Genomic DNA, 22,603 nt, shown 5'->3' on the forward strand with positions numbered 1-22,603 from the left:
TACAATTGTAGATAAGCCTAAATATGGCTCGTTTAACGCACAGGAAAAAATCAGAGGGTAAAATGCAAGATTGGCAAGATGCACTGCTGGTATACAGTACCGATACAGGTAAAGTTAAACCTTCGCCTAAAGAAGCAAAGCGTTCCACTTCCGACGATGGTATTGTTCGTATACACAGAGAAACAAAAGGCCGCAAAGGAAAAGGCGTGTCTATAATTAAAGGGCTTGATTTAGCCCCCGATGCGTTAAAAAAACTGGGCACTGAATTAAAAAAGAAGTGTGGCTGTGGTGGCGCGGTTAAAGATGGACACATTGAAGTTCAAACGGATGACCGCGAGAAGTTAAAAGCTTTACTGCAGGATAAGGGCTTTAGCGCTAAAATTGCTGGGGGTTAATTCACCCCCCTTACTTTCCTTGAAAATACCAAAAAGAGAACGGAATGGAAAAGCTGTCAATTTCTGATTTACACATCATATTAGTTGAACCCTCTGATACACAGAGGAAGATTATTACTACCCTATTGTTGAAAGAAAAGGTAAGGGAAATTGATCCTGTTAGTACCCTTTCTGAGGCTATGTCAGCGGTTAAAGCGCACGGTGCAGACCTGATTGTTAGCGCGATGTATTTCGAAGACGGCACAGCATTAGATTTACTCAAGTTCATTAAAGAAAGTGACGAATTTAAATCTATTCCATTCATGCTGGTATCAAGTGAGAACAGATTAAGTAAACTGGAAGAGTTTAAACAAGCAGGTGTTGCAGCCATTCTTCCTAAACCTTTCGAGCCCCTTCATTTGTCTCGTGCTCTAAACGCTAGCCTTGATTTAATCAATCACGACGAACTTGAACTAGAGCTATTCGATATTCACGATGTTAGGGTGCTGCTTGTTGACGACAGTAAATTAGCGCGCAACCACATTCGCCGTGTACTTGAAGGTATGGGCCTACAGCGCATAAAAGAAGCTGAAAACGGTGCAATGGCACTCACGTTTATTAAAGATGAAGCCTTCGATTTAGTGGTTACCGATTACAATATGCCAGAAATGGATGGCCGAGAACTCTCTGAGTTCATCCGTTTCAACCCTGAAACCACGCATATTCCTATCATCATGGTAACGTCTGAAGCAGCCGATAGTGCCCATATGTCCAATATTCAACAGACCGGTGTGAATGCGCTATGTGATAAGCCATTCGAACCTACGGAAGTTCGTCAAATGCTAGCGGCCTTATTGGGTAACTAACATTACGAATTGCAAATAATCTCCCCATATTGATTAAAGCAGAAAACCGACACCATAGCGTCGGTTTACTGCTTTAAGGCAAATTCGTTATTCGCCCTACCCCTTCTACTAGTATCTATCAAGCCCTCCCCCCGATAAAAATCAAAACCAATGTAAAAACAGGTTGACACTGAAACGCTGTACGCATAAAGTCAATCGTATGAAACAGAATAATATACATGCAGTGGCTATCTTTTTTGCGTTTATGCTCTTTAAATAGGGAGGCGCAGCTACATGCATAAAAACCTCCCTCAAGGGAGGTTTTTTTTTAGCTAATACGATAAGTGGAAAACTATGTCTGACAACGCCTTAGATGCTGTAAGAGAGCGCATAACATCATTAGATAGTGAACTTCTAACCTTATTGGCTGAGCGCCGTGTGCTCACCAACGAGGTTGCTGAAACTAAAATTAAGCACCATATTCCAGTTCGAGATCAGAAACGTGAAGAGCAACTGCTTGTTCGCCTTATTAAAGAAGGTAAAGATGTAGGTCTTGACCCACACTACGTTACTCAGATTTTTCACGTCATCATTGAAGACTCAGTGTTAAACCAGCAGGCAATGCTTGCTGAACGCGCGAACCCTGGCAGTACGCTTCCACTAAATCGCGTGGCTTTCTTGGGCGACAAAGGCTCTTACTCGTACCTTGCTACCCAGAAATATTTCTCTCGACGTCCGGGTGAATTGCTGGAAATAGGTTGTCAGAGTTTCAGTGAAATTATTCAAAAAGTAGAGAATGTAGAGGCCGACTATGCGGTTCTGCCTATTGAAAATACAACCTCAGGCAGTATTAATGAAGTTTATGACCAACTTCAACATACTCACTTAAGCATTATTGGCGAACTTACTCACCCTATTCGTCACACCTTGCTTGTTGGCGCAGATACGACCGTAGATAAAATTAAAACCGTGTACGCTCATCCACAAGTATTCACACAATGTAGCCACTTCTTGGCTGAGCTTGGCAACATTGAAGTGAAAACCATGGACAGTACATCATCGGCTATGTTGACAGTGAGTGAGCTACAGCGAGATGATATTGCAGCTATTGGCAGTGAGGCTGGCGGAAACCTATATGGACTTACAGCAATAAAAAGTAACTTGGCCAACCAAAAAGAAAACCACAGTCGCTTCATCGTAGTTGCTCGAAAAGCCGTAGTAGTTCCACTTCAAGTACCCGCTAAAACCACACTGGTTATGTCAACGGTCCAAAAGCCCGGCGCATTAGTTGAAGCGCTGTTGGTGCTAAGTGAAAACAACATTAATATGACGAAGCTAGAGTCTCGTCCTATTCCAGGTAATCCTTGGGAAGAAATGTTTTACATTGATGTGAAAGGCAATGTGGAAGATGGCCCTGTACAAAATGCCATTGAAGCCCTTAGAAACATTACCCGTTACATTAAAATACTGGGCTGCTACCCTAGCGAAGAAATCAGCCCCACAAAAGTAGCGGCAGCTAGTGCGCTAGCGGAATAATATAAGCCAGCTTTAAGAACGGTACTACGGGGTTTATGACCATCGAAGTACCGTTTTTATTAATCGCTAGTTCGCAGAAAACATACCCTATTACTTCTTACGCAATAGCTGGCCGTCATCGGCTTTTAATAACAATTGTTTACTATCCATCAGACAGTTTTTCGCGTAGCTGCCAAACCAGTTTCCTATGGTTAAAAACTGCTTGATAAACGCTTTTTTATCGCCCTTTTCCAGCAAGGTTAAGGCTAAACCGAAACGGTCATAGAAACGGCGGAGTAAAGCGAAGTTTTCAGGGTTGTTGAAAATAATATCGGCGTACAACTCGGGGGCTTGCGCGAATAATCGGCCAACCATAGCTAACTCTAATCGATAGATAGGCGAGCTAAACATAGTGAGGGATTCAAGATCGGGATCTTCTCCACGTAAATGCTCACCATACACGAAAGTATTGAAATGGCGCATTACCTGAATATAAGCCATAGATTTATCATGCTCTTCGGCGGTGCTATTGTGAATAGTTGCCCCCCAAATTCGCATTTGATCGATAAGCCAACCATAAGCGCTCTCGTCGCGTCCCTCACACACCACCACAACCTGTTTAATCATACCTGGAGCATCAGGCCCAAACATAGGGTGCAAGCCAACCACGGGGCCCTTATGCACTGCCATCATAGCTTCTATGGGCTTAACCTTGATACTCGTGATATCAGCTAAAACACAGCTTTCAGGTAACATAGAGAGCTGACCTATCACCTGTTCAGTGAGGTTAATTGGTACAGCCACCACCGCTAATGCGGCGGTTGAAAGCACGTTAGCAGCATGGCCACTTTCCCAATCTTCCCTTTCGACGACAGAAACAGAGTAACCGCTTCGCTCGAACAAGCTGACGAATATTTTACCCAGTGCACCTGCTCCACCAATAACCACAATGGTACCGACATCAGCATTTACCCCAAGGTATCGATTATTTTGCGTATGATAAGACTCGCGCATGATGCGGCGTAATAAGTCTTCGGTAAGATCAGGGGAAACGCCTAACGATTCAGCTTGCGCTCGCCGCGAAGCGATGAGTTCTTTTTCTCTGGAAGGTACATAAACAGGCATACCAGCTTCGGCTTTTACCTGACCCACTTGTGTAGTAAGTGCATTGCGTTTTGCGAGAAGTTCAACGAGCTGGGTATCCAGCTCGTCTATTCCTTCACGCAGCGTATTTAATTGCTGCGAAAAATCGGCCATTCAGTATGTCCCTCAAATCAAATGGCACTGACTACCTCACCTATTAGGCAACATCGGTGCGCTTATTTTGGCGTAAGGGTAGCACAGTTATTAATTTATCTCTGGTTTGGGCAATAAGCGATTCTGTGGTTTCCCAATCAATACAGCCGTCGGTGATAGACACACCGTATTCCATTTCGCTTAGCTTTTTCCCATCAGATTTTTGGTTACCCGCTTTTAAGTGGCTTTCTAACATTACGCCAATAATAGACTGATTACCTTCTAGTATTTGATTCACTACGTTTTGTGCAACCAGAGGCTGACGTCGATAGTCTTTTGAAGAGTTCGCATGACTACAGTCGACCACTAAGCCAGCTGTTAGGCCCGCTTCCTGCATTTCAACTTCACACTCAGATACACACACTGAATCGTAGTTAGGCTGTTTACCACCGCGTAAAATAATATGACCATCTGGGTTGCCACTTGTCGCAATAACGCTAACTTGGCCTTGTTTGTTAATGCCCATGAAGCGGTGACCTGAAGCTGCTGATTTAAGGGCATTCAACGCGATATCTAAACTGCCGTCAGTACCATTTTTAAAACCAACTGGCATCGAAAGACCACTCGCCATTTCACGGTGAGTTTGTGACTCAGAGGTGCGAGCACCAATTGCAGACCAGCTGAATAATTCGGCTAAGTACTGAGGGCTAATTGGATCTAGCGCTTCGGTCGCGACCGGAAGTTCGAGTTCAGCCAACCAAATCAATAGTTCTCGGGCTTTACGCAGGCCAGCTTCAATATCGAATGTGTCGTTAATATGAGGGTCGTTAATTAACCCCTTCCAACCCGTTGTGGTACGGGGCTTTTCAAAATAAACGCGCATCACAATGAATAAGGTGTCTTTGCATGATTCATGCAGTTCCTTTAACTTAAGCGCGTATTCTTTAGCTGCTTCAACATCGTGAATAGAACATGGCCCACATACGACCAACATACGATGGTCACGGCGGTGAATGATATCAGAAACAATCTTGCGAGATTCTGAAATAGCTGCAAGCGCTTTCTCTGAGGCAGGCAACTCAGCGCTTAAAGCTTCTGGGGTAATAAGCACATCTTCAGCGCTTACGTGGATATTATTTACTGTGTCCTTGATCATGGGGCTCTCTTAACTACTAAAAACGGAAAAAATGAAACGTCAAAAGAGTATATTTTCGCATGTAAACTTATTTGTACAACAGGCATTTTCTAATTTTCTTTAACGTCATTGACTTTTTAACAACAAACGAATAAGCAAGCAAGCTTTAACGTATAATACTTTGCTTTAAGTCCAACAAATATGTTTTTCACCTGACGATCAGTTAAGTTCACGCCTATTTAGTTTACTTTTCAACCAAAGGTGAGTGTTAGCTCTTCGGCGTGTATCCTTTCTTAAATATGTTAGGTTTCCAACCCCAATGTAGCGAACCTAGACGAATAAATACGGTTGTTATTAGTGAGCCAAAAATACACCACGCGTAGGGTGCATCTAATGCAAACAATGCCGCATACGCTAAGCCACCAGAAAGGCACGCGGTTGCATAAAGGTCGCCGCGCATGACTAAAGGAACCTCTCTGCAAATTACATCCCTTAATAACCCGCCAAATATCCCTGTAGTCATTCCCATGGTTAGCGCCACTATCATTCCTGTACCTTCTATCAGTGCTTTTTCTATGCCCATGATGTTAAAGATGGCAAGCCCTGCCGCATCCATCAAAATAAAATAATAGTTAGATAATGGCGGTAGATAGCGAATGGATAATACTGTGAGTACCACTGCACCATAGGCAGAGTATAAATAAGAAGGCGTTTCTACCCAAAAAATAGGTTGGGTAAGCAATAAGTCTCTGATGGTTCCCCCGCCTAATGCAGTGACCGACGCCACCACTACCACCCCAAAACCATTAATGCTTTTTTCGTGCCCCATCAGTGCGCCAGAAACCGCGAAGAACCCCACCCCAAATATCCCTAAAAAAAGAAAGTAATCTGCCGTCATTCCTGTCTCACTTGCGTTTTTGTTATAGGTTTATTCTGAAAATAGTTGAGTACAGATCGTTAATTTACGAATTTCGTGTCAGTATTATTGTTTTAAGTATGCAAACCTATCTTGTAGATGAAATTTATACTCATTTTATTCTTTGTTGTTACTACAGTTAACGCTCAGGCAGCGTCCAGCGAATATGCGTTCCCAAATAGTATAGACCCTGCCAGACGCTACGTTTTCTATTCACATGGCTTTATTGTAGAAGGGGATGATCTAACGCCCATACATCCTAGGTGGGGTGTATACAATTTTCCTAGCGTTCAAAAAGCACTTGATGACGATAGCTATGTTTTAATAGCACACCACAGACCAGAAGGTGTAAGTCCTATCGATTACGCTAAACGCCTTGCTGGAGAAGTTAAACAACTTATCACCGCAGGTGTGCCCCCACAGAACATTACCCTTACCGGGTTTTCACGCGGCGGCGCGATTACAATACTCGCGTCAAACGAGTTAAAAAACGCTCGGGTTAACGTTGTGATTTTAGCGGGCTGCGCAGGATTGATTAATCGTAAGCGGGATATTCAGCTATACGGTCGTGTGCTTTCTATTTATGAAACTTCTGACGACGTAGGCTCATGCAACCTCTTAGAAGCTCGAAGCCGTAAACTAAGGGAATTTAAAGAGATAGCCATCTCAACAGGAAAAGAACATGGTGCGTTTTATCGTCCTATGGATGAATGGGTGATTCCGCTAAAACGTTGGATTAGTGAATCAGGCCCCCAAAACGCACAATAGCACTCATGCTTACTGCTGCGCTTTCACGTGTGGTTTGCTTGCGTAAAGCCAATCTACCCCCTGAATTGTTGTGGTGGGAAACGCCGTAGCGTGAGTGGCCTCACCAATGAGTGTGAACTTCAAATTTACCTGATTATCATTCTGCTGCGTTATTTTTTGAGCTAGTTTTTGTGCTCCTTCCACCATATTTTGCCTTTCACCATATTCGGGACGTTCTAATTCGCCTACAGCAAGGAAGACCTTAACTGGCGTTTTAGGTTTAACAACCGGTTCAGACAAAATGGCATTGTCGCGAAACCATACCGATGGGCTGCCAATAATGTAACTACTAAACATATTTGGACGGGTAAAAAGCACATAGGCACTAAACAACCCACCTAAAGAATTTCCCACTAACGTTCTATGCATTCCCTTCACGCGATAGTTATTCTCCATGTAGGTAAATACCGTGTCATTGATAAAGTCAGCATGTTGCCCCGCTTTGCCAGTTTCAAGCTTCCAGTCTTCAGCAAGATAAGGGGTATAGTCACGAACGCGACTAGAGGCGCCTTTAGACCCTTTAGAGTAGGATATGGCCACGATGATAGCCTGTTCCATTACACCGCTATTCATGGGAAATCGTGTTCCCCCTGACACAACCTGAAATGCATACGAACCATCCAACAAATAAATGACCGGGTAAGACGCTTTCGTATTAGCTCGATAGCTTTTCGGCAACTTGATAAAAATAGGGTAAGTTCGGCTAGATTTAGTGTCTTGAAGCTCCACAACAGTACTTCTAGGTATTTTGAATTCAACGTCAGCATTTGCTTTGGTACTAGCCATAGCACTCAAGACAAACACCGTTATTACCCAGAAAAAACGCAATCGCATGGGGCCACTCATTGTTTTCATTATCTATTTTCAACATCTTATCTCGCAAATGCGCATTGAGCAATTGTGTCAACACCAAGGAATACAATCCGGAATGCTATGTAGTTGGCAGTGACCTTCCAGCGCATGGATGCGCTGACATAGCGCCCACGGATGGGTTTATGACGCACTACTTCATGGTACGGGTCAGCGTTTATAGGAGCGGGAGTCGCCCTCATCAGAAGCCTTCCACAACATGGAGCTATTGCGAAAACTCCATAGATGGATTCGCGCCTCGTTTCACGTGGACTTCTACTGGCGACTAATATTAATATTCAACGGTGAGCCTTAACCGGCTGTTCAGAAGGAAGGGCTTTGTGCGCCTCGGAAACTCTCTACAGCATGGATGCTGTAGCGAAGGCCCCATGGATGGGTTTACGCCGGGTTTCAGAGGCGCACAAAGCCCTTCCCCTAACCAACTCATGCTACAAAGTGCGACCGGAGGGATGCGGTGTAGGTGCCGATGACCTTCCAGCGCAGGACGCGCTGGCAGAGCCCCCATGGATGGGTTTACGGCGAGTCATTGGCACCTACACCGCTTCTCTCCCGCTTTTTTGCAGACACAAAAAAGCCCGCTAATAAGCGGGCTCTTTCGAAGTTAACAATAACGCAAGGATTAGTAATCTTAGTTAAGCTTTTCTTTGATACGTGCAGATTTACCTGAACGTTCACGAAGATAGTAAAGCTTAGCACGACGAACCGCACCGCGGCGTTTAACTTCAATTGAAGAGATAGCCGGGCTGTGTGTTTGGAACACACGCTCAACGCCTTCGCCGCTAGAAATCTTACGTACGGTAAAAGACGAGTGCAGACCACGGTTACGCTTAGCGATAACAACACCTTCATAAGCCTGAAGACGTTCTTTGTCACCTTCGGTAACGCGAACTTTAACAACTACTGTGTCACCCGGGCCGAACCCTGGAACATCAGATTTAAGCTGTGCTTGCTCAATTTTCTTGATGATATCTTGACTGACTTTGCTCATCATATCCTCTCGTCCTAGTTAACTGTCATCTCGCTGCAACTGCGTTTGGAATATTTCCAATAACCGCTGCTGCTCCTCAGTCAGAGCTAGGTGATTTAACAAATCAGGGCGACGCAGTAAGGTTCTACCCAAAGACTGCATTAATCGCCACTGCCTAATTTTTTCATGATCACCACTTAACAACACATCAGGTACCGATTGACCATCTAGTACTTCTGGCCGCGTATAATGCGGACAATCCAGAAGACCATCGGTAAAGGAATCTTCAACTGCTGAAGCTTTATGCCCCAACACGCCGGGAACTAATCTGGCAACTGCGTCCATTAAGACCATTGCCGGCAGTTCACCGCCACTTAGAACGTAATCACCAATGGAGACTTCATCATCTACATGGCTTTCGATTACGCGCTCATCAATTCCTTCATATCGACCACAGATTAAAATCGTACGGTCAATGCCAGCAAGACGTTGAACGCCTGCTTGGTCAAGGGGTTTCCCTTGGGGTGATAAGTAGATCACGCTACTGTTTTCGCCACCAACTTTCTTGGCAGCTTGTATAGCATCGGTAAGCGGTTTAACCATCATCAGCATGCCGGGTCCGCCACCATAGGGGCGATCGTCAACTGTGCGATGGCGGTCATGAGTAAAGTCGCGGGGGTTAAAGGTATCAACCGATAATTTACCAGACTTAACTGCCCTGCCGATTACACCCTGCTGGGTGAATGGCGCGAACATATCTGGAAACAGGCTAACTACCCCGAACCATTTTTCCGGTGTCACTTAAAACCCCGGATCCCAGTCAACTTTAATGACCTTCGCTTCCCGATCTACCTCTTGTACAACGTCGTCGAACACAAAAGGTATTAATCTTTCTTTTTGACCAAAAGCATCGCCTACATTCGCTTTAACGTGAACCACGTCATTGGCACCTGTATTAAATACTTCTTTCACCACACCTAAGTCGTAACCTTGCGTAGTTACCACTTTCATGCCAGTGAGCTCGCGCCAATAAATACCATCGTCCCCTAAATCGGGAAGTTGCGAAGCGCTAATGTTTATATCCAAGTTTTTGATGCGTTCTGCATCATCTCGGCTATCTACACCAACAATCTTTGCTACCAGGCCTTTACCATGCGTTCGCCATTGGTCAATTTGGTATTCGTTTTCTTCGCCAAGGAACCAAGGCAAGTACTCAAAAATACCTTCTGGTGTTTGTGTATAGCTGTTGATTTTGACCCAACCTTTCACACCGTAAGGTGCACCGATTTTGCCAACAACCACAATGTCAGACGCTAAACTCATCTATACTCACCAGTTAATTGCAACTTACGCTGCAGATTTTTTAGCTTCTTTTACCAAGCTAGTTACGCGCTCAGATAAGCTCGCGCCAACACCAACCCAGTAATCAACACGTTCTAGGTCAACGCGTAAACGCTCTGCTTGACCTTGTGCAGTTGGGTTGAAGAAACCAACGTTTTCAATAAAACGACCGTTTCTTGCACGACGGCTATCAGCCACCACTAGTTGATAAAATGGACGCTTTTTCGCGCCACCACGCTGTAAACGAATAGTAACCATAAATGCCTCAAACTCGTTGTAGCGTTACCGTTAACTTAAGCCTTCTTTCAACGCCTATAAATTAAGCGCCTAAGAGAAGGCCGCCGAATTATACGGATATGGGGTGTGAATGCAAGTATAAATGCGGGTTAAATAGGGATTATGCATCCCTATTTGCCAATAAGATGATATTAGTGCAGATAAAGCACATTGTGCGTAGTGTTATTGGGTATAACTCTCACCTAAGCGATAAATTAAAATAGCGGCTTTATGCATGTTTTGCGCAAAAGTAGACATATCGGCCACTTCATCTTTGGTGTGCCCACCGTCCCCCATTAACCCTAAGCCATCAATTGCCATGTCTACATGATCTGCAGCGAATGAAATATCAGCTGCGCCTGCGTTTCGCGGATTTACTGGCGCAACAGGGCCATAACCTAAAGATTCACTCACATCGCTATACATTTTCAACAACGCATAGTTTTGATCGGTCGGTGACATTGGTGGGTAACCATCGGCAAACGTTAAGGTTGCCGATGTATGTAAAAGGTTGTCTGCTACAATGTCTTGCATCACCTTTTTAGCTTTTGCTAGCTCATTAGAGGTTAAGGTACGAATGCCCCCTTTCACGGTCACTTCTTTGGCCACCACATTAGTTTTACCAAAGCCTTGAACAATGGAGTTTTCGGGCTGTATTTGCACTTCCGTACCACCCGCGATAAGGCCAGGGTTAAAGGTAATATTGCCTACGCCCGCTAATTGCTCACGAAAGCTATTTAAAATACGAGCAGTTTCAAAAATAGCGCCATAGCCCACATTGTCGGTAAATATTTGTGATGAGTGCGCAGGCTTACCTACCACATCTAGCTGCCAGCCTATAGAGCCACGACGAGCAACCACAGCGGTTTTAATATCGCCATCGGCATCTTCAAACCCCAGCGCGATATCTGCCCATATTGCCGCATCAACCAAAGCTTTCTTAGATAACGAAAGTGGGCGGCCACTACTTTCTTCATCACCCGTCATCACTACCTTAATACTCACATTATCTAGCAAATTTAAGGCTTTCAGCGCTTGCAGTGCAGCTATAATAATTACGTCACCGCCCTTCATATCAGTAATACCGGGGCCTGCAATATGGCTGTCATCTACAACGCTGTAATTTTGAAATGCATCGTCTTTAGCAAATACTGTATCTAAATGCCCTATCATTAAAATTTTCGGCCCCGAATTTCCATAACTTGCCACTAAATGACCCGCGCGATTAAATTTACTTCCATCAACCCATTGGGTATCAAAACCCATTGCATCGAATTCAGCTTGATAAATAGCCCCCACCTTTTTAACACCGTCGAAATTCATGGTGCCACTGTTAATATTTACCGTTTTTTCCAACATCGCTTTCGACTTAGCCAAATTTTTATCGATGTACTGTGCGATTTCTTTCTCGATAGTGGTATTCGCCAAAGTGGTATGACTGAATAAAAATAAAAGGCTAATAAGTAGGGTAGATTTTATTATGTGTTGCATCACTGATGTCATCCTTTGCAAGTCGATGGAAAATGGAAGAGTAACGAGAGTAATTCGACAGCGATATAATGTCCATATTGCTTTCTTTAAGGAAATGAACCCCAGTGACCTACCTTCCCCTTTAGCAATGCGTTTACTCAACTTATTGACACGCCTAAAATTATACATATGATAATTCACATGTAACTTAACACAATGAAATACCATGCAATTAAGAAACGCCACGTTAGAAGACGTTAATGCGATATGCGCTATTTACAATAAGGGAATACAGTCAGGTAGTGCGACATTTGACACTTCTATGCGCACGCCAACGGATATAGAGAATTGGTTAGCAGAACAAAGTAGATACCCTGTAATTGTTGGTATAGAAAAAGACAACGTTATCGGGTTTGCCCGACTGTCTAAATACAGCGATCGCGATTGCTATAAAACGATTGCCGAATTTTCTATTTACCTTGCTGACGAAGCCAAGGGTAAAGGTTTAGGAACAAAATTACTTTCAGCGTTATTAAGCGCGGCGAAAAGTGGGGGGTTTAATAAAGTGCTTTCACGAATATTTACCTTTAACCACGCCAGTTTGTCTCTATGCGAGAAATTGGGGTTTAGAGAAGTCGGTATTTATCAGCGCCATGGTAAAATAGATGGTAAATGGCTTGACGTCGTTATAGTCGAGAAGCTTTTGTGATATTCAAAATCAAGCAAACTAATAGCTTGCCCCATGTAACTTTCTTCCAATAATTCATTTTTGAGTCTGTCGGCTCTTAGGGCCCATTCCAAACTGAAAAGGGCATTTAATACTGTCAATATGCATGCTTGATAGAAGCCTATGTGGTGATCTGCGTATTGAGTGATAACTTTTTATTTACAACTTACACGTTAATGCTTCTCAAGGAACGATTTTTGAACTACTTTAGGTAGACGTCTAAACGTCTAAAATCCAAATTAACTTTTAAGGTATGTTCAATGAAACCAGAAACCATTGCATTACACGCAGGCTATACTAGCGAAGAAACCACCAAAGCGGCAACCACACCTATCTATCAAACCACCTCATTTACCTTTGATAATACACAGCATGGCGCTGATTTGTTCGACCTTAAAGTACCAGGTTATATCTACAGCCGAATAATGAACCCGACAAACGCGGTGTTAGAGCAGCGTTTAACTGAATTGGAAGGTGGTGTGGGCGCCCTAGCTGTAGCCTCTGGCATGGCCGCTATTCGCTACGCCATTGAAGCTATCGCAGAAGTGGGAAGTAATATTGTTAGTGTTGGGCAGTTATACGGTGGCACCTACAACCTATTTGCGCATACTTTTCCTCGCCAAGGTATTCAAACGACCTTTGTACAAGCCAATGACTTCGAAGGCCTTGCCGCCGCCATTGATGAAAATACGAAAGCGGTATTTTGCGAATCTATTGGCAACCCTGCAGGAAACGTAGTTGATATTAAACGATGGGCCGATATTGCACATGCCGCAGGCGTGCCTTTAATTGTTGATAACACGGTAGCCACGCCTATTCTCTGCAAGGTGTTCGACCATGGGGCTGATATCGCCATACATTCGCTAACCAAATATATTGGCGGTCACGGTACGACTGTTGGCGGTATTATTGTTGATTCAGGTAACTTTGACTGGGCTTCTCAGCCAGAGCGATTCAGTATGCTGACCACTCCCGATCCAAGCTACCATGGTGTTACCTACACCGAAGCCCTTGGCCCTGCCGCGTATATTGGCCGTTGTCGTGTCGTTCCTCTTCGAAACACGGGGGCAGCGCTTTCAGCACAAAGTGCGTTCAATATTATGCAAGGTTTAGAAACCTTATCGTTGCGCATGGAGCGTCACTGCGAAAACGCAGAAAAAGTAGCTGCGTTCCTGCAAAAACACCCTTCAGTGAACTGGGTTAACTATGCGGCCCTGCCTGATAGTGAACACTTTGAAACCTGCCAACGCATTTGTGGCGGTAAAGCGGCCGGTATTATTAGCTTTGGTATTCAAGGTGGGTTGCCAGCAGGCGCTCAGTTTATCGATGCCCTACAACTAATTTTACGCTTGGTTAATATTGGTGATGCAAAGTCTTTAGCATGTCATCCTGCCAGTACAACACACCGTCAATTGAATGCTGAAGAACTCGCGTCGGCCGGTGTTAGTGAAGATATGGTGCGTATTTCGGTAGGTATCGAACATATCGACGATATTGTGGCTGACATCGAGCAAGCGCTTATCGCTAGCCAAAGCTAAACACTTGAAGCAGTTACGCTTTGTATTTTAAAGCGCTTAATTGCACTTAGGTATGTCGGGGTTCTGGATTTCAAATGGAGCCCCGGCGTCTTGCCTATTCTCTTTATTCCGCCGTTTGTTCCTTGACTCGTGTCTTTTCCTCACTTTCGGATTGTCTAACAAATTTTTAATTTAGTCTGTGTCAGTAAGGTACAAGCAAGGCTCCACCCACCTGATTTACTGCAACTGTAGTCGCATGAATAAATCAACTTTTCCTTATTCAGCGTATAGTCTTATCGGTTAATCGTTCTCGACCAATGGTCGAACACATCGATAGCGCAAATTAGATACGGTTTTCCGTAACGTCGCTTTACCCGGTTAAAAATTTAAAAGAGGTTATTTTGGCAACACCGTTAAATGAAGTGTCAACAAAACAAGTACTGCAGTGGATAGGTTCACACTTAAGCCAATACAAAACACGTGTCGCTGGGGCCATTATCGCCTTGTTTACTGCCGCTATAGCATGGTTAATGCTAGGACAAGGCATTAAATACGCCATCGATAGTGGCTTTGTTGAAAGCGCCTCTGAAACCTTAAACCAGGCCACGGTTATTGTACTGGTGATAACGTTGATTGCCTGCATTGCTACCTATGCCCGCTTTTACTTGATGACATGGTTGGGCGAGAGAGTCAGTGCCGATATTAGGAATCAGGTTTACTCTCATTTGCTCTCACTTCCCCCATCGTTTTTCGCAGAGCTTAGAACCGGTGAGGTTATTTCACGCTTCACCAGCGACACGACGGTCATTCAAACTGTGGTGGGCATGAGCTTATCAATGACGCTTCGCTCGGTAGTAACATTTGTTGGCGCGTTGGTGCTAATGGGAATATCGAGTCCCCTACTTACCTTTTGCGTCATCATTGCAGTACCCGCGGTACTTGTCCCCATCAAAGTGTTGGCACCGCAAGTGCGCAAGTTCGCTAAAATTAGTCAAGATAAGGTGGCAGATTTAGGCTCGCACATAGATGAAAGCCTGCATGAAATTATGACGGTTCAAGCGTATACCGCAGAAGACAAAGAACGTGCCCACTTTTCATCTCGCGTAGAGTCTGCCATGGATGCGGCCAAGCATCGTATCCATTACCGCTCTTTATTAATTGGCTGCATTATGTGCTTGAGCATGACAGCCATTATATTTATTGCTTGGGTAGGCGCACGCCAAGTATTAGAAGGCAAAATGACCGTCGGGGAATTGTCTGCTTTTCTATTTTACGCGGTGATGGCAGGTGGCAGTATCGCCACTGTGAGTGAAGTAATTGGTGAAGTGCAACGAGGCGTAGGCGCAAGCGAACGCCTTTATCAGCTACTGAATGCAACATCAGAAGTGACCTCGCTGTCTGAACATTCGGCTTCATCGCAAGTACCTCAGGTAGCGCCTGCTATTGCGTTTAAAGACATGAGCTTTGGTTATCCCGGTACTAAGCCTTTATTTAACAACCTAAACGTAAATATTAAAGCCGGTGAGAATCTTGCTTTAGTGGGAGCGAGTGGCGCTGGAAAGTCGTCTCTATTCCAATTGCTGATGCGTTTTTACGACCCCTCTAGCGGTGAAATCACTTTTGATGACACTCCCATTATCGGCATGCCGCTAAGCTGCTTGCGCCAACATATTGCCATTGTTACCCAAGAGCCTGTGGTATTCGCCAATAGCGTAATGGAAAACATTCGCTATGGCAGCCCCAAAGCAACGGATGACGAAGTAATGAGTGCGGCCAAAAAAGCTTTTGCCCATGAGTTTATCGATAATCTGGAAAATCGCTATCACACTCAATTGGGGGAGCGTGGCATCAAGCTTTCTGGCGGGCAGAAACAGCGCATCGCCATAGCCCGTGCAATATTAGCCAATCGCCCTATCCTTCTTTTAGATGAAGCAACAAGTGCGCTAGATGCCATGAGTGAGCGTATGGTTCAACAGGCAATGAACCGTTTAATGGAAGGCAAAACCAGTATTGTTATCGCACATCGACTTGCCACCGTTCAACATGCTGATCGTATAGTTGTGATGGATAAAGGCAACATTGTCAGTATCGGTACACACACACAGTTAATGAAAAGCGATACCCTGTACAGAGAATACGCTGAACTGCAATTGCTTAGCTAAGCCTCCTATGGTGCTATAGCACTAGAATTTTGCTTGTGTTAAGTGGCGAAAAAAGAACGCAAAAACAGCCACTAATTATCATCACTAAAAAAATAAAAACTAAAAGATTTCGGAAAAAAAATGACAAATATGATCTCCCGATACGCGAGGGTATCGGCGTGCTGTGTAGTATTGGCGCTGACAAGTGTACCGGCTTACAGCCAATTTATGGGTGACAAACAAGCTAAGTTAGTCGTGACTGAACCGGTCTCTTTCATGTATGAAACCCGAAAAGTGGAAGCGGTGGGCAGTGCCGAGGCGCTCCGCTCTATTGCACTTTACCCTGCCGTTGCCGACGAGGTCATAGAAGTCAATTTTGTTCCTGGCCAACTGGTTGAAGCTGGGAAAGTATTAATAAAGCTAGACAACCGTAGGCAGAAAGTTGCAGTAAAACGAGCCGAACTAACCCTTAAAGATGCACAACGCACGCTTGATAGGCTTGTTACTAGCCATGCCCAAGGCGCGGTGCCCATCAGTGAGCTTGATCTTGCACGCACCCAGCGTGACCTAGCCGAGGTTGCTTTAGAAGAAGCCATTGTCGACTTAGATGACCGTTTTATAAAAGCACCTTTTGATGGCGTTGTTGGCATTACTGACATTGAAGTTGGCGATAGAATAAATGAACAAACGTTAATCACCACGCTTGACCATAGAAGTAAGCTTTACATTAACTTCAAAGCCCCAGAAGCGGCTTTACCTGTGCTGATGAACGCGCCGGATGTGACGTTAGAACCTTGGAGCGATCGCGAAGTGGCTATTAAGGCCGAAATTGCACAAATTGACTCACGCATTAACGAAGCTGATCGTACCTTACGTGCCCGCGCGCTGTTAGACAACTCTGCAGACAAATTCCGCCCTGGTATGAGCTTTCGGGTAAATTTAAGCATTAAAGGCGACCGCTATGCTGCTATTCCAGAAGCCGCGTTATTGTGGGGTGCCACTGGCGCGTACATTTGGCTTGCAGAATCTGGAAAGGCGAAGCGTGTCGATGTAAACGTTCATCAACGTTTACGCGGTGCAATTTTAGTGTCTGGCGCCATTAGCGAAGGAGACACGCTAATTGCTGAGGGCGTGCAGCGTCTTCGAAATGGACAAGACATTACGACGGAATTGGTTGGGGGCCCCTCCAATGAGTAACACGCCTGTAACCAACGATCTCCCCTCGTTATCAATTCGACGGCCAGTACTCATTGTTGTTCTTAACTTACTTATTGCGATTGCCGGTTTATCGGCATTAAGTGCACTAGAAGTTCGAGAACTCCCCGATGTAGATACACCAAGAATTACGGTGACCGCCACCTACCCAGGTGCGTCACCGGAAACCGTTGATGCAGAGGTCACCAGTCGCTTAGAAGGCGCAGTAGCCCGCGTTAGCGGCGTAAAGAATATTTCCGCACAAAGTGAAGAAAACTCAGCAAGAATAAGGGTAGAGTTTCGCGCTGGCGTCAACTTAGAAGATGCCGCCAACGAAACCCGAGAGTCAGTGAGTCGCGTTCAACGACAACTACCGGATGACGTTGAAGAGCTTGCTATTATTCGTGCAGACAGTGACGCGCAAGCGGTGGTAAGCCTTGCGATTTCAAGTGAAACCCTAGACATGGAAACCCTAACTGAGCGTGTTGATACCGATGTCGCTCCGCTTTTTTTAAGCATTCCTGGGGTGGCGGATGTCAGCATGAGTGGCGACAGAGAACGTGTACTTAGGGTATCCGTTGACCCCCTTCGTTTAACCAGCTTTGGGCTATCGATGGCCGAAATTGCCAGCGCATTAGAACTCGCGCCTTTTGATGTGCCAGCAGGCAGTATTCAATCTTCCGATCAAGCCTTAATTGTGCGAGCAGACGCTACATCAGTCAGTGCTGAAGATGTAGGTAACATTGTCGTTTCAGGTGATATACGAATCAGCGACGTCGCTAGTGTGTATTTTGGCCCTGCCGATTCCAGCAGTATGGTTCGACTTGATGGCCGGCCTGTTATTGGCTTAGGCGTTATACGCCAAGCCAGTTCGAACACCATTGAAATTTCAGATGAAGTGCTTTCTATGGTGAAAGACTTAGACAAACGCTTTACGGATATGAAGATTGTAGTGACGTCTGACGACGCCGAATTTATTCGAGATTCGGTAAAAGAAGTAGTAGTGTCGTTGAGTCTTACCGTAGCCTTGGTTGTTCTTACTTTATTAGTGTTTATTGGCTCTTGGCGCGCCACTATTGTGCCAGCACTGAGTATCCCGGTCTCACTTGCAGGTGCGTTAGGTATTATTTGGGCCATGGGCTTTTCGGTTAACATCCTAACCTTATTGGCGCTAGTCCTTGCCACAGGCATGATTGTTGATGACGCCATTGTGGTATCTGAAAACATTCAGCGCAGAAGAGCTATGGGGCTTGGTCCTCGGGCAGCCGCGGTTATTGGTACCCGTGAAGTATTTTTTGCGGTTATTGCTACCACGGCAGTACTAGCCTCGGTGTTTATACCTATCGCATTTTTGCCATCTACCGCAGGGCGCTTATTCAGAGAATTCGGCGGCGTGCTAGCGGGAGCAGTCATTATTTCATCGTTTGTTGCTTTGTCGTTAGTACCCGCGCTTACCGCTCGGCTCTCGAAAAAGCAATCGACGAAGTCGGGCTTTTTCGATGCCACCTTTGGCCGCTTCGGTCACGCCTGTTTACGGATGTATCAAAAGTCATTAGTGGTCGCGCTAAAATATGCGTGGGCGGTAGGCATACTAAGCTTATTGGCTGGCGGTGGTGCGTATTTACTGGCAAAAAATATCGATAATGAATTAATGCCAAGTGAAGATAGAGGCACTATTCGTATATTTGCTCGTGGGCCCGATGGTGCAGGCTTGAACTTCATGGACCGACAGGCCGAGAAGATGGAAGAAATGCTATTCCCTTATGTGGAAAACGGCACCATAGACTCTATTTACACAGTAGTGGGACAGTGGGATCCTAACATTGTATTTATTACTGTTCCGCTTAAACATTGGGATGACCGCGACAAGTCGCTACAAGACATCGTGGGTGAAATTCGCCCTGGCTTGCAAGCCATTCCAGGTGCGCCGGGCAATGCCTTTGGTGGAAACAGCCTTAATTTACGTGGCCAAGGTGGTGGACTAGAACTGGCACTCACTGGCGATACTTATGAAAATATTCATAAAGCGGCATTGGCTTTTGCTAACGAGATAGAGAATGCGTTACCTGAAGTAGGTAGGCCGCAAATAAGCTACGACCCTACGCAGCCTCAAATGCGAGTTAATATAGATAGGCGACGAGCAGAGGAATTAGGTGTGCCACTACCTGATATTGCCAGCGCCCTTCGCGCTGCGGTTAACGGTGATGATATTGCTGATTTAAACGTGGGTGACCAAGCCATTCCTATTATGCTGCAAACTAATAATAGAAATTCTATTAACCCATCAGATCTGACTAACCTATATGTGAAAAGCAGTACCGGCAACCTAGTGCCATTATCCAGTGTCGCATTTATTACAGAAGAAGGTGTGGCGGCAGAACTTGAACGCCAAGCGCAGCGCCGTGCCATCAATATCGAAATGGATTTACCAGAAGACTTAGCCTTAAGCGATGTGGTAGACAGTATTCGTGAACTTGGCAACGAAACGTTACCAGATGGCATGGGGTTGGTATTCTTAGGTGAAGCACAAACCTATGAAGAAACATCTAAGCAAGTCGCCCTCACCTATGTACTCGCGTTTATTATTGTACTGCTAGTATTGGCAGCGCAATTTGAAAGTGTGAATTCAGCCGTTGTGGTTATGTTGACGGTCCCCTTCGGTATTGCTGCGGCTATTTATGCCCTATACCTAACCAGTACAAGCATTAACATTTACTCGCAAATTGGCTTGGTGATGCTAATAGGTCTGCTGGCGAAAAATGCCATCTTACTTATTGAGTTTGCTGATCAGTTACGCGACAAAGGCTACAGCGTTTACGATGCCATTATAGAAGCGGGTCGCGTTCGCCTTCGCCCCATTATGATGACATTAGTGTCTACAATATTAGGTGGCTTGCCCCTTATACTTTCAACCGGTGCTGGTGCTGAAGCGCGAAATGCTATTGGCTGGGTTGTGTTTGGTGGGCTAGGCATTGCGGTAGTCTTTACCTTATACCTAACCCCAGTGCTATATCTTGCATTAGCCCGATTTACTAAACCTCGCGCCGATGAAAGCCAGCGGTTAGAAGGGGAAATGCGAGAGGCTGAACTGCGCGAAGAAGCCAGTGTAAGTTAAGGCCAATACAGACGGCGTGAATATTCGCTTACTCCTCTGTACCTAAAGTATCTTTTAAAAGCCTCGTTTTTAACGGGGCTTTTTTATAACTCAGCGGCTTATAACCGCTGCACTATTTAAGCTTCATCATGCTTATAATTGTCGCCGATTATGTGATGGGTAATTCACTTTTTCACTTTTCACTTTTTCACTTTTCCATAGGTGATAGCAAAAAGTTATCACACTGATAGTTAAAACATCCCAAAAAATGGGGCTTTCATGCCTATCTCACTGTTTATTTTACTCTCTTACTCTTACAATCCGCGCGAATAAAAATTGCTGCTAGGAATCGACACCATGTTAGACGTGGCACTCATTGTCATCGCCATTCTTGCACTACTGTGCGTTATCTTTGAAGACCTCATTCATATAGACAAAGCCAAAACTACCTTATTACTAGGCACTATTTCTTGGTTACTTCTGTTTATATTTTCTTCGTCTATTTCTCAGACTAAGCACATCAATGACGCGTTAATGAGTAACTTCACCGAAATTTCCACATTATGGTTATTTTTGGTGGCAGCGATGACATTCGTGGCGTATTTAAACCGAAAAGGCTTAATTGAAAATGTGATGAATATTGTGATGCCAGAGAAAATCAGCCTAAAAGCATTACTGTTCTTTACTGCTATTTTCAGTTTTTGCTTCTCCTCATTAGCCGATAACATTACAGCAACGCTGGTATCAATTGCGTTAGTGCTGTCTTTGGGCTTGCCATTAAAACAGACCATCCGCTTTTCCGTTTTGGTGGTGTTCGCCGTTAATTCAGGTGGGGTATCATTGATTACCGGCGATGTCACAACGCTGATGATTTTTCTGCAACACAAAGTGTCTATTACCGAACTGCTCATGCTGATAGTCCCATCCTTTATCACCGTGATGTTGCTAGCAGCATTGCTTAGTATTGGCATTACTGGCGAAGTAAGAATTAAGAAACAGCGAAATGATATCGCAACGGTTGATTACATGATTGCCGCCATATTTCTTGCGACCATAATATTTACCCTGGCCGCTAATGTCATGTTTTCCATTCCGCCTGTACTTAGCTTTTTAACCGGTATGGCGGTTATGTTTATGGTGGCAACGCTCAACGGAAAACACAACGACAACGACCCCATACTCAACTACATTCGTTATATTGAATTCGACACCCTGTTGTTTTTCTTAGGTGTGCTATTGCTTGTAGGCATGTTGGAACATATTCACGCACTTAACGGCTTTATGTATTTATACGATTCACTGCCTGTGAGCGTAGCTAATTATCTGATGGGGATAGTATCGTCTATGATAGATAACGTACCTTTAACCGCAGCGTTGTTAAAAGCGGAAATAGCCATGACGACACCTGAGTGGTTATCGTTCACTTATGCGGTGGGTGTGGGTGGCTCTTTATTAGTCATAGGATCGGCAGCAGGTATTGTGGCCATGAGTAAAGTGGAAGGGCTAACTTTCGCTACCTTCCTACGTTACTCTGCCCTATTACTTCTTGCTTATAGTGTTGGCTACACTATGGTATTGCTGTTAGCTAATGCGTTGTACTAGCAAGGCCAAGTAGTGAAAACACTATTCAGTGATCCCACGCTTTGCTACCGACGGTTAGTAACTTGTGTATATTGCATCTCGCTGAGCACTTGGCGTCTAGCTAAGCTCTAAGTGTTTAACCAGCTCTAGGCAGTTAGTGCGGAGCTTGGCTATTAACCTGATTGGGCAGTGCACTGCTGCCTGCTATCAATGCTTTTGCCAATAGTTTATGGGTAAGTACCGATAATAGCTCTGTTTCTGCTTCACTTCGCTCTCCATCAACGCCTGTGATTGCCATGGCGACCTCCAAGGTTTTTTCCGCGTCAAAAGATAGGTCATCTTTTAGCGCTCGCATGAACTTAAGCTCATCGCCAGTATCAATAGCTTGTCTAGTTTGATAAATCGTATCGTTCAAGAAAGCTTCCCGGCAAATTGGGCTTTGCCAGTCTAATTCTTCAACCATTGAATTGAGATAGTCTTGTTCGGATAACGTCACCATACCGTCTACTTGGTAAAGTAGTACTGACAATTTGATAAGTGCTTGATTAAAGGTTTGTTGCTGTGAAAGTTGCATAGTTTCATCCTCTTCGTGCCATA

At 44.8% G+C, this 22,603-nt stretch carries 21 protein-coding genes; 11 read left to right on the plus strand and 10 right to left on the minus strand.

All coding sequences use genetic code 11. The features are described 5' to 3' along the window. Positions 1–62: 62 nt before the first annotated feature. The 3 genes from yciH to pheA all read left to right on the plus strand — a co-directional run bounded on the left by yciH (position 63) and on the right by pheA (position 2,755). A complete protein-coding gene (gene yciH, locus JKP82_RS00125; protein ID WP_159534435.1) occupies positions 63–395 on the plus strand; it encodes a stress response translation initiation inhibitor YciH in 333 nt (110 codons plus the stop codon). Positions 396–439: 44 nt separating this feature from the next. Then, complete coding sequence (locus JKP82_RS00130) at positions 440–1,240, plus strand: response regulator (RefSeq protein WP_126871870.1); 801 nt, start codon at positions 440–442, stop codon at positions 1,238–1,240. Between the two features lie 333 nt (positions 1,241–1,573). Beyond that, on the plus strand, positions 1,574–2,755 hold the full coding sequence (gene pheA, locus JKP82_RS00135; RefSeq protein WP_013784891.1) for a prephenate dehydratase: 1,182 nt from the start codon (positions 1,574–1,576) through the stop codon (positions 2,753–2,755). Positions 2,756–2,845: 90 nt separating this feature from the next. Here pheA and tyrA read toward each other — a convergent pair whose 3' ends face one another. From tyrA to JKP82_RS00150, 3 genes are all read right to left on the minus strand, one after another. Next, a complete protein-coding gene (gene tyrA / locus JKP82_RS00140; RefSeq protein WP_218395387.1) occupies positions 2,846–3,991 on the minus strand; it encodes a bifunctional chorismate mutase/prephenate dehydrogenase in 1,146 nt (381 codons plus the stop codon). A 43-nt stretch (positions 3,992–4,034) separates the two neighbouring features. Next, the gene (locus tag JKP82_RS00145; RefSeq protein WP_129737336.1) at positions 4,035–5,126 is read right to left on the minus strand and encodes a 3-deoxy-7-phosphoheptulonate synthase; all 1,092 of its coding nucleotides are present in this window, start codon (positions 5,124–5,126) and stop codon (positions 4,035–4,037) included. Between the two features lie 247 nt (positions 5,127–5,373). Beyond that, positions 5,374–6,003 carry a trimeric intracellular cation channel family protein gene (locus JKP82_RS00150; RefSeq protein WP_218395389.1) on the minus strand — a complete coding sequence of 210 codons (630 nt, stop codon included), beginning with the start codon at positions 6,001–6,003 and terminating at the stop codon, positions 5,374–5,376. Between the two features lie 117 nt (positions 6,004–6,120). On the opposite strand from JKP82_RS00150, the gene JKP82_RS00155 reads away from it, so the two are divergent. Beyond that, positions 6,121–6,789: an alpha/beta hydrolase family protein gene (locus tag JKP82_RS00155; protein WP_159529717.1), complete on the plus strand. Its 669-nt coding sequence runs from the start codon at positions 6,121–6,123 to the stop codon at positions 6,787–6,789. A gap of 9 nt (positions 6,790–6,798) precedes the next feature. On the opposite strand, the gene JKP82_RS00160 is transcribed toward JKP82_RS00155, so the two are convergent. Further along, on the minus strand, positions 6,799–7,662 hold the full coding sequence (locus tag JKP82_RS00160; protein ID WP_258544310.1) for an alpha/beta hydrolase: 864 nt from the start codon (positions 7,660–7,662) through the stop codon (positions 6,799–6,801). A gap of 354 nt (positions 7,663–8,016) precedes the next feature. Between JKP82_RS00160 and JKP82_RS00165 the strand changes: the two genes are divergently transcribed. Next, positions 8,017–8,280 carry a hypothetical protein gene (locus tag JKP82_RS00165; protein WP_218395391.1) on the plus strand — a complete coding sequence of 88 codons (264 nt, stop codon included), beginning with the start codon at positions 8,017–8,019 and terminating at the stop codon, positions 8,278–8,280. A gap of 46 nt (positions 8,281–8,326) precedes the next feature. On the opposite strand, the gene rplS is transcribed toward JKP82_RS00165, so the two are convergent. The 5 genes from rplS to JKP82_RS00190 form a co-directional block, all read right to left on the minus strand. Beyond that, the gene (gene rplS, locus JKP82_RS00170; protein WP_013784897.1) at positions 8,327–8,686 is read right to left on the minus strand and encodes a 50S ribosomal protein L19; all 360 of its coding nucleotides are present in this window, start codon (positions 8,684–8,686) and stop codon (positions 8,327–8,329) included. An 18-nt stretch (positions 8,687–8,704) separates the two neighbouring features. Beyond that, positions 8,705–9,466: a tRNA (guanosine(37)-N1)-methyltransferase TrmD gene (trmD, locus tag JKP82_RS00175; protein WP_013784898.1), complete on the minus strand. Its 762-nt coding sequence runs from the start codon at positions 9,464–9,466 to the stop codon at positions 8,705–8,707. Beyond that, positions 9,467–9,988 (minus strand): ribosome maturation factor RimM, encoded by a 522-nt coding sequence (rimM, locus tag JKP82_RS00180; protein ID WP_159529711.1) that lies wholly within the window; start codon positions 9,986–9,988, stop codon positions 9,467–9,469. A 24-nt stretch (positions 9,989–10,012) separates the two neighbouring features. Then, a complete protein-coding gene (gene rpsP / locus JKP82_RS00185; RefSeq protein WP_013784900.1) occupies positions 10,013–10,264 on the minus strand; it encodes a 30S ribosomal protein S16 in 252 nt (83 codons plus the stop codon). Positions 10,265–10,465: 201 nt separating this feature from the next. Beyond that, positions 10,466–11,773, minus strand: coding sequence for a M20/M25/M40 family metallo-hydrolase (locus JKP82_RS00190; RefSeq protein ID WP_159534433.1), 1,308 nt, complete (start codon positions 11,771–11,773; stop codon positions 10,466–10,468). Positions 11,774–11,978: 205 nt separating this feature from the next. On the opposite strand from JKP82_RS00190, the gene JKP82_RS00195 reads away from it, so the two are divergent. From JKP82_RS00195 to nhaD, 6 genes are all read left to right on the plus strand, one after another. After that, positions 11,979–12,461 carry an arsinothricin resistance N-acetyltransferase ArsN1 family A gene (locus JKP82_RS00195; protein ID WP_218395393.1) on the plus strand — a complete coding sequence of 161 codons (483 nt, stop codon included), beginning with the start codon at positions 11,979–11,981 and terminating at the stop codon, positions 12,459–12,461. A 278-nt stretch (positions 12,462–12,739) separates the two neighbouring features. Beyond that, the gene (locus tag JKP82_RS00200) at positions 12,740–14,017 is read left to right on the plus strand and encodes an O-acetylhomoserine aminocarboxypropyltransferase/cysteine synthase family protein (RefSeq protein WP_159529707.1); all 1,278 of its coding nucleotides are present in this window, start codon (positions 12,740–12,742) and stop codon (positions 14,015–14,017) included. Between the two features lie 380 nt (positions 14,018–14,397). Next, positions 14,398–16,158, plus strand: a complete 1,761-nt coding sequence (locus JKP82_RS00205; RefSeq protein WP_159529705.1) for an ABC transporter transmembrane domain-containing protein — start codon at positions 14,398–14,400, stop codon at positions 16,156–16,158. A gap of 129 nt (positions 16,159–16,287) precedes the next feature. Next, positions 16,288–17,334 (plus strand): efflux RND transporter periplasmic adaptor subunit, encoded by a 1,047-nt coding sequence (locus tag JKP82_RS00210; RefSeq protein ID WP_373996580.1) that lies wholly within the window; start codon positions 16,288–16,290, stop codon positions 17,332–17,334. Next, the gene (locus JKP82_RS00215) at positions 17,327–20,446 is read left to right on the plus strand and encodes an efflux RND transporter permease subunit (protein WP_218395395.1); all 3,120 of its coding nucleotides are present in this window, start codon (positions 17,327–17,329) and stop codon (positions 20,444–20,446) included. Before JKP82_RS00210 ends, JKP82_RS00215 begins: the two co-directional genes overlap by 8 nt. A gap of 336 nt (positions 20,447–20,782) precedes the next feature. Further along, entirely contained in the window at positions 20,783–22,027 is a 1,245-nt protein-coding gene (gene nhaD / locus JKP82_RS00220) for a sodium:proton antiporter NhaD (protein ID WP_159529701.1), read from the plus strand. A gap of 133 nt (positions 22,028–22,160) precedes the next feature. On the opposite strand, the gene JKP82_RS00225 is transcribed toward nhaD, so the two are convergent. Then, positions 22,161–22,580, minus strand: coding sequence for a tellurite resistance TerB family protein (locus JKP82_RS00225; protein WP_218395397.1), 420 nt, complete (start codon positions 22,578–22,580; stop codon positions 22,161–22,163). Positions 22,581–22,603: the final 23 nt, after the last annotated feature.

The sequence above is a fragment of the Alteromonas lipotrueae genome, from assembly GCF_019249215.1.
GTDB lineage: Bacteria > Pseudomonadota > Gammaproteobacteria > Enterobacterales > Alteromonadaceae > Alteromonas > Alteromonas lipotrueae.